We start from the raw sequence: 12,833 nt of genomic DNA, 5'->3' as shown, positions 1-12,833 counted from the left end.
AGCTGGACAGCCGGCCTCACTGCGTCAGGGGCCACCCTCCCCGAGAGCGACCGTTGATGGCAGACTGGAAGCAACCACGGACGGAGTTCTTGCATTCTGCCCTCCGATCCCCGCAGCACAATTGCCGAAGGAGGCGCAGTTCGATGGAGATGCTCCAAAGTGCGTTCGACAGCGTCAGCACCGTTTCGTCATACGTCCTCGTGGCTGTTCTTATCCCCACGGGTCTGTATTTCACGATCCGCACGGGAGTGGTCCAGGTACGACTGCTTCCCGAGATGTTCCGTACCCTGACGGAGCCTGGCGGACGGGATTCCGAAGGCAACCGGAACATTTCACCGTTCCGTGCCTTCTCGATCTCCGCAGCCTCGCGTGTGGGCACGGCGAACATCGCCGGCGTCGCCCTGGCCATCTCGCTCGGCGGCCCGGGCGCGATGTTCTGGATGTGGCTGACGGCGATCGTCGGCGGTGCCACCGCCTTCGCCGAGTCCGCCCTCGGCCAGCTGTACAAGCTCAAGGACGGTCCGAACTTCCGCGGCGGACCCGCGTACTACATCAAGCACGGGCTGAACATGAAGTGGCTCGGGCTCGTCTTCGCCGTCATCGTCGCAATCACCTACGGCATCGTGTTCAACTCGGTGCAGTCGAACTCGATCGTCGACGCGGTCGGGGCGTCTTTGGACGTCGACTCCTCGAACGGCACCTTCGCCGCGATCGCCGGTGCGATCATCGCCGTCGCTGCCTTTGCGATCTTCGCCGGCGGCGCCAAGCGCATCTCGAACATCTCGGCCTATCTCGTGCCGTTCATGGCCGGCGTCTACCTCATCGTCGGCATCATCGTCGTGGTAATGAACATCGGCGCCGTCCCCTCGATGGTGGCCACGATCTTCTCCGATGCCTTCAGCATGGATTCGATCGCCGGCGGTACGCTCGGTTCGATCATGCTCATCGGCGTTCAGCGCGGCCTGTTCTCCAATGAGGCGGGCATCGGTTCGGTGCCGAATGCGGCGGCGACGGCCTCGGCGTCGCATCCGGCCAAGCAGGGCTTCGTGCAGGCGCTCGGTGTGTACTTCGATACGATCCTCGTCTGCTCGATCACCGCGTTCATCATCCTGCTCTCGAACCCCGAGTACGGCAGCTCAGCCGAGGGCATCCAGCTCACGCAGACCGCACTGAGCGGTCAGCTCGGGCAGTGGGCGATCCACTTCCTGACCGTGGCGATCTTCCTCTTCGCGTTCTCCTCGATACTCGGCAACTACTATTACGGTGAGGCGAACATCGAGCACCTGACGACGAGCAGGGTCGCTCTGCGCATCTATCAGGTGATCGTCATGGCGGCCGTGTTCATCGGCGCGATCGTCGCCCTCGACCTCGTGTGGACGGCGGCGGACATCTTCATGGCGATCATGGCGCTGATCAACCTCTTCGCTCTGCTGTTGCTGTCGCCGCTGGTGTTCTCGCTGCTGAAGAACTACCAGCAGCAGCGTCGCGCCGGCGAGGAGCCGATCTTCCGCCGCGGGGACCTGCCGACGTTCAAGCGCATCAACACCGAGGTCGACGCCTGGGACGGCACCGACGAGGTGACGACCGCGAAGTTCTGGCGCGACCGCGGCAAGAAGGTGCGCTCCGACGCTGATGACGCTGCCCGTGCCGAGTGAGGCCGCCCGCACTCTGATTCCGCACGCACAGTGACCCGGAAGGCAGATCGGGCGTTCCCTCTTGGGACCGCCCGATCTGTCCTTCCCGACGCCCAGAACCATCCCCTTGATCCATGAGAGGAGAATCCGATGAGTATCGATCGTGCTGAGTTGGCGAACACCCTCGCCGAGGCGACCGGATGGTCGGTCTCGGCCGATACCAAACGGTTCACCTTCGTCAATGATGATCCACCGCAGGTGGTCATCTGGACGGTCACCGATGCCGAGATCGGTCAGTTGCGCTACAACGAGAATCTCCGCGCCAAGGGGTATGGAGGCAGCCAGACGAACGACCCCGGCGTTTTGAGCCTTCCCCTCGACGAAGCCCTGGGTCCTTTTGGGCTATTTGGGGGTTCCCGAGGGTTTATGGATGGAACGGACCTGACGATCCGCGAGTGAGAAGCGTCAGCGCTTGACCGACTTCGAGGTGGCTCCCGTCGCCCAACTGACCTGGTCGAAGGTGACGCGATAGGTCTTCTTGCTCTTCGACTTCACCTTGTAAGTGGCTTTGCCTTTCTTCGCGGTGACCGTCTTCAAGGTCTTCCACTTGCTGCCGGACTTGACCTGGAACTTCACCTTCGAGTTGTAGCTGACCTTGCCGTACTTCTCGGGGTTGTAGACCTTCGTCGACGAGGTCAGAGTGACGGTGCTTCGGCTGCGCTTGGACGCGAGCGACGCATAGGACTTCCCTCGGACGTAGAAGTAGCCCTTAGTTTTGTCAGTGCGTGCATCCCAGTGGGTGTCATAATCGGCATCTACATATTCCATGTCGACCTCAGACGGCCCAATCATGTACCTACCGAGCCCTTCCAAGCTGGGACAGATCATTACTCGGTCTTTGTTACTGGGACTCGTATAGTTGCCGAAATACGCCTCGGTGGTGCTTCCATGTCGGCCAGCGATATCAGAGTCGACTGACCACGAGTCAACGTTCTTCTTCTTGTACTTCAAGTAGACGTTGAAGTACTTGCAGTTCGAGTTCGAAATGACCATGTCACTTGCGGACAGCTTGGTCACATCGAATGACATAGAAACCGCCTCGGCGGAAACTGCCGGACCAACAGCGAGAGCAACAGCAGCGATCGACGCCACCAGGGCGCGCTTGAGGAACTTCATGGACACTCCAATGAGTTGAGAGAGACAGGATGAAAACGAACAGAGGATGCCAAAGTCGAAGTCACTGGAGTGATGTCGGCAGACTGCGTCACGATAGTTGAAGTTTCGTCAAACCGAAGAGTACCACACCTGCAGTCGCCGCGGTCGTACCGTGGGCTCGTCAACAGGCAGACGGCACAAAAGGGCGGCCCGAGCGCAAAGCTCGGACCGCCCTTTCTGAGCTCAGGAGCTCAGTTCGCGGGTGCCGCTTCGTCCTCGACGATGAGCGGGTACACGCCGTTCTCGTCGTGGACCTCGCGGCCGGTGACCGGCGGGTTGAACACGCAGGCCATGCGCAGCTCTTCCTCGGCGACGACGGTGTGCTTCTCATGTCCGTCGAGCATGTACATCACGCCGTCGTGGAGCGGGTAGACCTTGCCGGTCTCCTCGTCGGTCAGCGTGCCCTTGCCCTGCACGCAGTACACGGCTTCGACGTGGTTCTGGTAGTGGAACGTCGAGGTGGTTCCGGCGTAGATCACGGTGTCATGGAAGGAGAAGCCGACGCGCTCGCGACCGAGCACCATGCGGCGGCTGCGCCAGGTCTCGGACTGGATGTCGCGCTCGGTGTCGTTGAGGTCATCGCGGTTGACAACGTACATAGGTGAAGTCCTTTCGTGAAGGGACGGTGATGTTCAGGGGGGGGTGGGCATCGTCGATCCCGGCAATCCGAGTCCGATTCCGCCCAGAGCGCGGGCCGGCGCCACTGTCGCGACGCCGGCCCGGCAGAGGTGGGTTCAGGCCAGAACGGCTTCGGCCTTGGGAGCGAATTCGAGCACTCCGGCTTCGATGATGTCCAGACCGGCCTGCAGATCGCGGGAGTCGATCGTCAGCGCCGGCATGATCTTGATGACTTCGTCCTCGGCACCCGAGGTCTCGAGGAGCAGGCCGCGCTCGAAGGCGTAGGCGGCGACCTTCTCCGCCACCTCGGTGTCCTCGAAGTGGATGCCAGCCAGCAGACCGCGTCCGCGGATCGAGGCACCCTCGGCCTTCTCGACGATCGAGTCGAGACGCTGGTGCAGCTCGGCGATGGTGTCGGCAAGCTGGTTCTGGAACTCGTTGTCGGCCCAGAAGTTCTTGATCGCGGCGGTCGCGGTGACGAACGCGGGGTTGTTTCCGCGGAAGGTGCCGTTGTGCTCGCCGGGCTCCCAGACATCGAGTTCGCGACGGAAGAGCGTCAGCGCCAGCGGCAGACCCGAACCGGAGATCGACTTCGACAGGCAGACGATGTCGGGCTCGATTCCGGCCTCTTCGAAGCTGAAGAACGAACCGGTGCGACCGCAGCCGGCCTGCACGTCGTCGACGATGAGGAGGATCTCGTGCTTCTTGCACAGATCGGACAGGGCGCGCAGCCATTCGGCGCGAGCGGCACGCAGTCCGCCCTCGCCCTGCACGGTCTCGACGATGACAGCGGCAGGCTTGTCGACACCCGAGCCGGAATCCTCGAGCACCTTCTCCAGCCACAGGAAGTCCGGGATCTCACCGTCGAAGTAGTCATCGTAGGGAATCTTCGAGCTGTTGGTCAGCGGGATGCCTGCGCCTTCGCGCTTCATCGAGTTGCCGGTCACCGACAGCGACCCCAGGGTCATGCCGTGGAAGGCGTTGGTGAACGAGAGCATGTGCTGACGGCCCGTGACCTTGCGGGCGAGCTTGAGCGCCGCCTCGACGGTGTTGGTTCCCGTCGGTCCGGGGAACATGACGGAGTAGTCGAGTCCGCGCGGTTTGAGGATGAGGTCCTGGAAGGTCTGCAGGAACTCGCGCTTGGCCGGGGTCTTCATGTCCATCGAGTGGAGAACGGCACCGGACTGGAGGTACTCGATCAGCGGGTTCATCACCACGGGGTTGTTGTGCCCGTAGTTGAGAGCGCCGGCTCCGGAGAAGAAGTCGAGGTATTCGTTGCCGTCTTCGTCCCACTGCTTTGCGCCCAGCGAGCGAGCAAACGTCGCCGGCCATGAGCGGCAGTAGCTGCGAACTGCGGATTCGCGGGTCTCGAAGATGTCGGGCTTGTCGGTCGGTGCGGTAGTGCTTTCGGTCATCACTTGAGTCCTTTCGACTTCTGGATTGCGCGTCTGCCACGTGAGCAGGCGCTGCAGGCGGTGGCCGCTCAGCCGCCAGGCTGCCGATTCGCATGATCGCTCATCGGCTCTCGACTCGTGGGCGGGTCGGCCCGTGTAGGCCGGTCAGCCCGTCTGCGCCGGTCAGCTCATCGGCCGGCGGTCGCTTCCGCCTTCGGACACCGGGCGCGGGAGCACCCGACAGGAGGCGCCTCGTGCAACGGAGGCTCCCGTCCAACGGAGGCTCACTCCCGTGTCGGAGTTCGCGCGGTGTCGGGGTGGGGCTCGTTACAGCGGAGCGATCTCGTAGAGGTATTCGGTGTCGTGGCCGTCCGGGTAGAGATCCGGGGTGAACAGCGGGCGACGGTCGAAACCGGCTCCGCGCTGATCGGCGAATGCCTGGAACAGACGGTTCGATGCCGCATTGTCTGCGGTGATCGTCGTCTCCAGGCGCAGGGCGCCGGTGTGATCGGCCAGCTCATGGAGCATGGTCGAGGCGAGCCCATGGCCACGGAACTTCTCGTCGACGGCGACCTGCCAGATCATCAGGGTGTCCGGATTCTCCGGACGGGTGTACCCGGTGATGAAGCCGGCGGGTTCTCCGTCGATCCGTGCGATCACCGAGGTGTCCGCGAAGTCACGGCACCACAGCAGGTACGAGTACGAGGAGTTCAGATCGAGCACGGCTGTATCTTTCGCGAGCCGCCATAGATGTTGTCCGTCCTCCAGCTCGGGAGTACGAACGTCGGTTTGCGTCTTCGGTTCAGCGAGTGCGTTTCTCACGCCAACAAACCTAACGGGATGAGACCCAGCGTCAACCTCACAAACGTCGATTCCGGGGCACTTTCGCAACGTTCGCCACGGCCTACCGACATGTAACAGACCAGGCTTTCCCCATGGCATCTCTGGGATGTGGCGGGGCGCTCGTTCGCGCTCATTTCGCGGTTTCGCTTCGTTATCGTTTCGTTACATTAGCGGGTAGTTGGAACAGTGGTTCCACGTGTTCCATGTCACTGCAGCGGATTTGGGACAGCAAGGATTCCTGCTGATCTGGTACGCCACGGAAGGCTCAGTGAACGGCTTGAAGGCGATTGCGGCGTGCCGAAAGGTGCGATGGCCCACGCAGCGTCGGAGAGGCAGCCGACAATGAGGCGAGCCCGCCGCTTTATCGGTCGATCCGCGGGGTTCTCCGCGCGGCCTCAGACGCGGTGGATCGACCAAAGAATCTGCCGACCGCTCGCGTTACCGTCCACCGCTGACCGCACAGCGCGATACAGCGACGACAACGTGAGCGGTCGGCGTGTGCTGGGCCCCGGCCAGGCGTTCAGCTCCAGCCAGCCACGAAGCCAGCCCCGGTCTCAGCCCGACCTCCGAGCCCTTCAGCCCCTCAGCACTCGACGACGTTGACGGCCAGGCCGCCCTGCGCAGTCTCCTTGTACTTCGAGGACATGTCCGCGCCGGTCTGGCGCATCGTCTCGATCACCTCGTCAAGGCTGACTCGGTGCTGCCCGTCGCCCCACAGCGCCATGCGTGCGGCGTTGATGGCCTTGCCCGCTGCGATCGCGTTGCGCTCGATGCACGGGACCTGCACCAGTCCGGAGATCGGATCGCAGGTCAGGCCCAGGTTGTGCTCCATGGCGATCTCGGCGGCGTTCTCCACCTGCTCCGGCGTGCCGCCCATCACCGAGGCCAGTCCGCCGGCCGCCATCGACGAGGCGGATCCGACCTCACCCTGGCAGCCGACCTCAGCGCCGGAGATCGAGGCCCGCTCCTTGTAGAAGACCCCCACCGCCGCCGAGGTGAGCAGGAAGTCGATGATGGCCGCATGCTTGGCGCCTTCGCCGCCGTCGACGACCGATTTCACGTAGTTGAGCGCGTAGTGGAGTACGGCCGGGATGATGCCCGCCGCCCCATTCGTCGGGGCGGTGACGACCCGTCCGCCGGAGGCGTTCTCCTCATTGACGGCCATGGCGATGAGGTTGACCCACTCGAGGTAGTAGCCGGGATCGCGATTGGGATCCTCGGCCTTGAGCTTGAGGTACCAGTCGTGCGCACGACGGCGGACCTTGAGCCCGCCCGGCAGGTAGCCCGAGCGGTCCAACGACGCCGAGGCGCACTCCTCCATCACCGAATAGATATGGAGCAGCCCATGCCGGATCTCGTCCTCCGAGCGCATCGAGCGTTCGTTGGCGTACATGATCTCGGTGATCGACATGTCGTTCTCGCGACAGCGCTGCAGCAGCTCGGCCCCGGAGTGGAACGGGTAGGGCAGTTCCTCGCTGTAGGTCTCGAGCTCGGCCTCGATGACGGACTCGGAGACCGCGAACGCGGAGCCGTCCCCCACACCGGACGCGACCTGACCGGATGCGACCTCACCAGGCGCGTCGTCATCAGCCGCGGCCCCAGTCCCATTCTCCTCCGCCCCACTCTCCTCGGCCTCAGCCTCGGCCGCAGACCCGGCAGCAGCCTCGGCGGCCTGTTCCTTCTCAAGGAATTCGGTCTCGGAGGTGACGAATCCGCCACCCACGGAGTAGTAGGTCTCCTCGGCCAAGGTTTCGCCTGAGGAGTCGAACGCGGTCAGCGTCAGGGCGTTGGTGTGGCGCGGAAGGACGGTCAGGGGTCGCTTGACCATGTCATCTTCGGTGAAGGGCAGCTCGACGCCGTTGCCGGTGGCATCGCCGAGGATGATCGTTCCGGTCTCGGACATCCGTGTCCGGCGGGCGGTGAGTTCATTGGCTTCGACGAGGTCGGGGCGGCAGCCTTCGAGGCCGAGCAGGATCGCGTCGAAGGTTCCGTGGCCGGCACCGGTGGCGGCCAGGGATCCGTACACGTCGACGCGCAGGTCCGTCACGGAGCCCAGCGCGTCGCCGAGGAGGGTGATGAAGCTCGAGCCTGCACGCATCGGTCCGACGGTGTGCGAGCTCGAGGGTCCGATGCCGACGGTGAAGAGGTCGAAGACGCTCAAGGGCATGGCAATCACTTCGTTTCTGCGGATATGCACAGCGGGGCCGACGAGAGGCCGGCTCGGCCTGGTGTCGGCCCCGCTGCGGGGAGAGTCGTCTCAGAGGGAGTTGGCTTCGGCATAGGCGGCAGCGTCCATGACCTCGCCGACCTCGGTGACGTTGACCTTGACCAGCCAACCCTCGCCGTACGGATCGGAGTTGAGCAGACCGGGGTTTGCCGTGGCGAGTTCGTTGACCTCGACGACCTCACCGGAGACCGGCGAGTAGAGGTCGGAGACGGACTTCGTCGACTCGACCTCACCGCAGGTCTCGCCAGCCGTCACGCTGTCGCCGACGCCGGGCAGATCGACGTAGACGACCTCGCCGAGCGCATCGGAGGCGACGGCGGTGATGCCGACCTTGACGGTCTGTCCGACGAGGCCGTCGGCAGGTCCGTCGACCCATTCGTGCTCGGCGGAGTACGTGAAGTTCTCGGGGAGCGGGGGCAGCTGTGCCATGTTTCTTCCTTCTCTGCGACCGACGCTTGAGCGCGGCGGCCGCGACGTTGTTGGGGCAGGTGAGACCAGTGTACGAGCCACCGGCAGCACCCGATTGAACTCTGAGTGAGCGATTCCCATCCGTGCCGAGGCGGTTCATCCACCTCGGCGCGGGCAGGACCCGATCAGTGCGATTGACGCTTGTAGAACGGCAGCTGCGTGACGGTGAAGTCGTGCACCTTGCCGCGGATGTCGACGGTGACCGCGGTTCCCGCCTCGGCGAATTCCCGGTCGAGGTAGGCCAGTGCGATCGGATGGCCGAGCGTCGGGGACGGCTGCCCCGAGGTCACGGTGCCGACCTCGGCACCGTCGACGACGACCGTCGCACCCGAGCGTGCGGCGCGGCGTCCCTCCGAGGTCAGGCCCACGAGCACGCGCGCCGGCTCGGTCTGCCCGAGCTTCTCAAGCGCCTCCCGGGCAACGAAGGTCTCCTTCGTTGTGAACCCGATCATCCGGCCCAGTCCCGCATCGAACGGGGTGGTGTTCAGGTCGAGTTCGTTGCCGTAGAGCGGCATCCCGGCCTCGAGGCGCAGCGAATCGCGCGAGGCCAGCCCGCAGGGCACGAGCCCGTAGTCGGCGCCCGAGGCCACAAGCGTCTCCCACAGCCGGGTGGCGCCGATGTTCGGGGCGTAGAGTTCGAAGCCGTCCTCGCCGGTGTATCCGGTGCGGGCGAGCATGAGGTCGATCCCGGCGATCGTCAGCGGCATCCATGCGTAGTACTTCAGCTCGCGCACCGCCTCACCGATGGTGATGGTCTCATCCCCCGCCGAGGTGGCTCCCCCGTTGGCGGCGTCCGTGACCTCGGCCTTCGCCTTATCTCCGGCTCCGGTGCGGGGCCCGAATTCGCCGTCGGCGCTGTCGTCGAGGGCGCGGAGGATGATGGCCTCGGAGTTCGGGCCCTGGACGGCGATGAGCGCAGTGGCATCGGATTCGTCGACGAGGCGGACATCGGCGCCCGGGATCACCTCGTGGACGAAGTGCTCCACACGCTCCTTCAGGGCCGCGACCACGGCAGGCGTGTTCGAGGCGTTGGGGACGATGAGGAACTCCTCCTCACCGATGCGGTAGGTGATGAGGTCGTCGAGGAGGTAACCCGACTCGTTGACGATGACGCCGTATTTGGCCTTGCCGACCTTCATCGTCGAGTACTTCGCCACGAGCGCGTAGTCGAGGAACGCCGCCGCGTCGGTCCCGCTGAGGCGCACCTCGCCCATGTGGGAGAGGTCGAAGAGGCCGGCGGCCTCGCGCACGGCCCGGTGCTCGGCGAGCTCCGAACCGTATTTGAGCGGCATGTCCCAGCCGCCGAAGTCGGTAAACGAGGCACCGAGTTCCGCGTGGATCGCGTGCAGCGGGGTCTCCTTGGTCTGGGTGGTCTCACCCTGCGTGTTCTCAGTCATCACTTGTCCTCTTCCTCGAACTCTTCGAACGCCTCGGGAGGCGGGCAGGAGCACACCAGGTTGCGGTCGCCGTAGGCTCCGTCGATGCGGCTGACCGGCGGGAAGTACTTCGTGTGGCGCAGGCCGGGGACAGGGAACACCGCGGTCTCACGGGAGTACTTGGCGTCCCAGTCGTCCATCACCACTGTCGCCGGGTGCGGGGCTCCGACCAGCGGCGACTCCTCGTAGGAGTAGGACTGGCCGATCTCGTCGATCTCGGAGCGGATGGTGCGCATCGCTTCGATGAACCGGTCGAGTTCGGCCTTGTCCTCGGATTCGGTGGGTTCGACCATGAGGGTGCCGGGGACCGGGAATGCGAGCGTCGGGGCGTGGAAGCCGAAGTCGATGAGACGCTTGGCGACGTCTTCGGCGGTGACTCCCGTCGCCGAGGTGATCGCGCGCAGATCGAGGATCGTTTCGTGACCGACGAGTCCGTTCTCTCCCGAGTAGAGGACGGGGAAGACGTCGCCGAGCTTCTTCGCGATGTAGTTCGCGCCCAGCAGTGCGGCCCGGGAGGCCTCGCGCAGGCCTTCGGCGCCCATGAGTTCGAGGTAGGCGAAGCTGATGGGCAGGACGCCGGCGGAGCCGAACAGTGATCCGGAGATCGGCAGCTCGTGGGCATCGGGATCGCCTGCGACGAGTTCGGCGGTGGTGGGGTCGCCTGGCAGGTAGGGGGCCAGGTGGTCGCGCACTGCGACCGGTCCGACGCCGGGTCCGCCGCCGCCGTGGGGGATGCAGAAGGTCTTGTGCAGGTTGAGGTGGGAGACGTCGCCGCCGAACTCGCCGGGCTTGGCCAGCCCCACCATGGCGTTGAGGTTCGCTCCGTCGACGTAGACCTGGCCGCCGGCGGCGTGGACCTTCTCGCACACCTCGCGCACCTGCGGTTCGAACACGCCGTGCGTCGAGGGGTAGGTGATCATGATCGCGGCGATCTTGCACTCGTGCTTGGCGATCTTCGCATCGAGGTCGTCCATGTCGACCGATCCGTCGTCGGCGGTGGCGACGACCTGGACCTGCAGGCCCGCGAGCACCGCGGAGGCGGCGTTTGTGCCGTGCGCCGACTGCGGGATGAGCACGACGGAGCGGCCCTCATCGCCGTTCGCGACGTGGAAGTTGCGGATCGCGAGCAGTCCGGCGAGTTCGCCCTGTGAGCCGGCGTTGGGCTGCAGGGACACTCGGTCGTAGCCGGTGACCGCGGTCAGCGAGTCCTCGAGACGGCTGATGAGCGTGCGCCATCCCTGGGTCTGCTCGGCTGGGGCGAAGGGGTGGATGGAGGCGAATTCGGGCCAGGTGATCGGTTCCATCTCGACGGCGGCATTGAGCTTCATCGTGCAGGAGCCCAGCGGGATCATCGTCCGGTCCAAGGCGAGGTCCCGATCGGCCAGGGTGCGCAGGTAGCGCATCATCGAGGTCTCGGAGCCGTGGGTGTTGAACACGGGGTGGGTGAGGAATTCCGTGTCGCGGTGGAACTTCGCATCGAAGGCGGGCTCGGGCACGGCGTTGGCCCCGAAGGTCCCCGCCGAGGCGGCTTCGAATTCCGCTTCGTCGATCCTCGCGTAGATGCCGAGTGCTTCGAGCAGGCCGTTGGCGTCGGCGACCGTGTGGGGTTCGCCGAAGGAGACGCCGACGGTGGTGGAGTCGATGACGCGGATGTTGTATCCGGCCCGGTCGGCGACGGCGCGGGCGGCTTCGGCGTCGGCCACGCGGACGGCGACGGTGTCGAAGAATTCCCAGGTGGCCACCTCGGCGCCGGGGGCGGTGTCAGCGGCCTTGGCGAAGGCGTGGGCGAGGCGGTGGATGCGGGAGGCGATGCGGGTCAGCCCGATGGGGCCGTGGTAGACGGCGTACATCGAGGCGACGTTGGCCAGCAGCGCCTGCGCGGTGCAGATGTTGGAGGTGGCCTTCTGGCGGCGGATGTGCTGTTCGCGGGTCTGCAGGGCCAGGCGGTAGCCGGGCTTGCCCTGGGCGTCCTTGGACACGCCGACGAGGCGGCCGGGCAGCTGGCGCTGGAGGCCGGACTTCACGGCCATGAAGCCGGCGTGGGGTCCGCCGAAGAAGAGGGGCACGCCGAAGCGCTGGGCCGAGCCCACGGCGATGTCCGCGCCCTGGGAGCCCGGGTCCTTGAGCAGGGTGAGCGCGAGCAGATCGGCGTCGAAGGTCACCAGTGCGCCGCGGTCGTGGGCACCGGTCACGGCCTCGGTGAAGTCGCGGATGGCACCGGTGGTGCCGGGCTGGGCGCAGACGATGCCGAAGATGTCTTCGCCGACGAGGCCTTCGGCGAGGTCGGCGACGGTGACGCGGAAGTCCATGGCCTTGGCCCGGGCGCGGACGACGGCGATGGTCTGCGGGTGGAGCTCGGAGTCGAGGACGACGGTTGTCCCCTTCTTCACGGCTCGACGCATGAGGAGGACCGCCTCGGCGACGGCGGTGGCCTCATCGAGCAGCGAGGCGTTGGCGATGTCGAGGCCGGTGAGGTCCTGGACGACCTGCTGGAAGTTCAGCAGCGCTTCGAGTCGGCCCTGGGAGATCTCGGGCTGGTAGGGGGTGTAGGCGGTGTACCAGGCGGGGTTCTCCACGAGGTTGCGGCGGATCACGGCGGGGGTGATCGTGTCGTAGTAGCCCTGGCCGATGAACTGGGTGTGCATGACGTTCTGGGCGGCCAGGTTTCGGAGGTCGGCGAGCACCTCGAATTCGGAGCGGCCGGCGGGGAGGTCGAGGTCCTCGTGCTGGATCGAGGAGGGGACGGCGGCATTCGACAGGGCCGCCAGCGAGTCATAGCCGAGTTCGTCGAGCATGGCCTGCACGTCGTCGGCGCGGGGGCCGATGTGGCGGTCGGAGAAGGGGCGCGAGGTATCCCCGGTCACTGCGGTGGTGTGGGCGAGTGAACTTGTCATTGCCGTCCTTGGGTCGGTGTCGCGCCCACCGATGGAGGACGCGTTGTGCACTGTGTCCTCCCCGATCTGTCGGGCGCGTGAGAGCGCCACAGTTATGCGGCGAT

At 65.3% G+C, this 12,833-nt stretch carries 10 protein-coding genes; 2 read left to right on the top strand and 8 right to left on the bottom strand.

Features of this window, described 5'->3' with window-relative positions; all coding sequences use genetic code 11:
* The first annotated feature begins 143 nt into the window (after positions 1 to 143).
* Both J9314_RS02520 and J9314_RS02515 read left to right on the top strand, forming a co-directional pair.
* On the top strand, positions 144 to 1,655 hold the full coding sequence (locus tag J9314_RS02520; RefSeq protein ID WP_210604333.1) for an alanine/glycine:cation symporter family protein: 1,512 nt from the start codon (positions 144 to 146) through the stop codon (positions 1,653 to 1,655).
* A gap of 129 nt (positions 1,656 to 1,784) precedes the next feature.
* Complete coding sequence (locus J9314_RS02515; protein ID WP_210604332.1) at positions 1,785 to 2,093, top strand: hypothetical protein; 309 nt, start codon at positions 1,785 to 1,787, stop codon at positions 2,091 to 2,093.
* 6 nt (positions 2,094 to 2,099) lie between these two features.
* On the opposite strand, the gene J9314_RS02510 is transcribed toward J9314_RS02515, so the two are convergent.
* The 8 genes from J9314_RS02510 to gcvP all read right to left on the bottom strand — a co-directional run bounded on the left by J9314_RS02510 (position 2,100) and on the right by gcvP (position 12,729).
* The gene (locus J9314_RS02510) at positions 2,100 to 2,462 is read right to left on the bottom strand and encodes a hypothetical protein (protein WP_210604331.1); all 363 of its coding nucleotides are present in this window, start codon (positions 2,460 to 2,462) and stop codon (positions 2,100 to 2,102) included.
* 578 nt (positions 2,463 to 3,040) lie between these two features.
* Positions 3,041 to 3,448 carry an ectoine synthase gene (locus J9314_RS02505; RefSeq protein ID WP_181276121.1) on the bottom strand — a complete coding sequence of 136 codons (408 nt, stop codon included), beginning with the start codon at positions 3,446 to 3,448 and terminating at the stop codon, positions 3,041 to 3,043.
* A gap of 135 nt (positions 3,449 to 3,583) precedes the next feature.
* Positions 3,584 to 4,882, bottom strand: a complete 1,299-nt coding sequence (gene ectB / locus J9314_RS02500; RefSeq protein ID WP_210604330.1) for a diaminobutyrate--2-oxoglutarate transaminase — start codon at positions 4,880 to 4,882, stop codon at positions 3,584 to 3,586.
* Positions 4,883 to 5,188: 306 nt separating this feature from the next.
* Complete coding sequence (gene ectA / locus J9314_RS02495; RefSeq protein ID WP_281412351.1) at positions 5,189 to 5,683, bottom strand: diaminobutyrate acetyltransferase; 495 nt, start codon at positions 5,681 to 5,683, stop codon at positions 5,189 to 5,191.
* Positions 5,684 to 6,287: 604 nt separating this feature from the next.
* The gene (locus tag J9314_RS02490) at positions 6,288 to 7,871 is read right to left on the bottom strand and encodes an L-serine ammonia-lyase (RefSeq protein WP_210604329.1); all 1,584 of its coding nucleotides are present in this window, start codon (positions 7,869 to 7,871) and stop codon (positions 6,288 to 6,290) included.
* A 90-nt stretch (positions 7,872 to 7,961) separates the two neighbouring features.
* Complete coding sequence (gene gcvH / locus J9314_RS02485; protein WP_181276117.1) at positions 7,962 to 8,360, bottom strand: glycine cleavage system protein GcvH; 399 nt, start codon at positions 8,358 to 8,360, stop codon at positions 7,962 to 7,964.
* 164 nt (positions 8,361 to 8,524) lie between these two features.
* On the bottom strand, positions 8,525 to 9,796 hold the full coding sequence (locus J9314_RS02480; protein WP_210604328.1) for a glycine cleavage system aminomethyltransferase GcvT: 1,272 nt from the start codon (positions 9,794 to 9,796) through the stop codon (positions 8,525 to 8,527).
* Positions 9,796 to 12,729: an aminomethyl-transferring glycine dehydrogenase gene (gcvP, locus tag J9314_RS02475; protein ID WP_210604327.1), complete on the bottom strand. Its 2,934-nt coding sequence runs from the start codon at positions 12,727 to 12,729 to the stop codon at positions 9,796 to 9,798. Before gcvP ends, J9314_RS02480 begins: the two co-directional genes overlap by 1 nt.
* Positions 12,730 to 12,833 lie beyond the last annotated feature (104 nt).

It is taken from the genome of Brevibacterium oceani, from assembly GCF_017948325.1.
Classification (GTDB): domain Bacteria; phylum Actinomycetota; class Actinomycetes; order Actinomycetales; family Brevibacteriaceae; genus Brevibacterium; species Brevibacterium oceani.
Note: the sequence above shows the minus strand (reverse complement) of the source record. Positions and strands in the feature narration are given on the sequence as shown.

What these genes read in the sequence shown, in the direction of transcription:
- J9314_RS02520 (WP_210604333.1), top strand. Translation starts at nt 144, where the DNA reads ATGGAGATGCTCCAAAGTGCGTTCGACAGCGTCAGCACCGTTTCGTCA.
- J9314_RS02515 (WP_210604332.1), top strand. Translation starts at nt 1,785, where the DNA reads ATGAGTATCGATCGTGCTGAGTTGGCGAACACCCTCGCCGAGGCGACC.
- J9314_RS02510 (WP_210604331.1), bottom strand. Translation starts at nt 2,462, where the DNA reads ATGGAATATGTAGATGCCGATTATGACACCCACTGGGATGCACGCACT.
- J9314_RS02505 (WP_181276121.1), bottom strand. Translation starts at nt 3,448, where the DNA reads ATGTACGTTGTCAACCGCGATGACCTCAACGACACCGAGCGCGACATC.
- ectB (WP_210604330.1), bottom strand. Translation starts at nt 4,882, where the DNA reads ATGACCGAAAGCACTACCGCACCGACCGACAAGCCCGACATCTTCGAG.
- J9314_RS02490 (WP_210604329.1), bottom strand. Translation starts at nt 7,871, where the DNA reads ATGCCCTTGAGCGTCTTCGACCTCTTCACCGTCGGCATCGGACCCTCG.
- gcvH (WP_181276117.1), bottom strand. Translation starts at nt 8,360, where the DNA reads ATGGCACAGCTGCCCCCGCTCCCCGAGAACTTCACGTACTCCGCCGAG.
- J9314_RS02480 (WP_210604328.1), bottom strand. Translation starts at nt 9,796, where the DNA reads ATGACTGAGAACACGCAGGGTGAGACCACCCAGACCAAGGAGACCCCG.
- gcvP (WP_210604327.1), bottom strand. Translation starts at nt 12,729, where the DNA reads ATGACAAGTTCACTCGCCCACACCACCGCAGTGACCGGGGATACCTCG.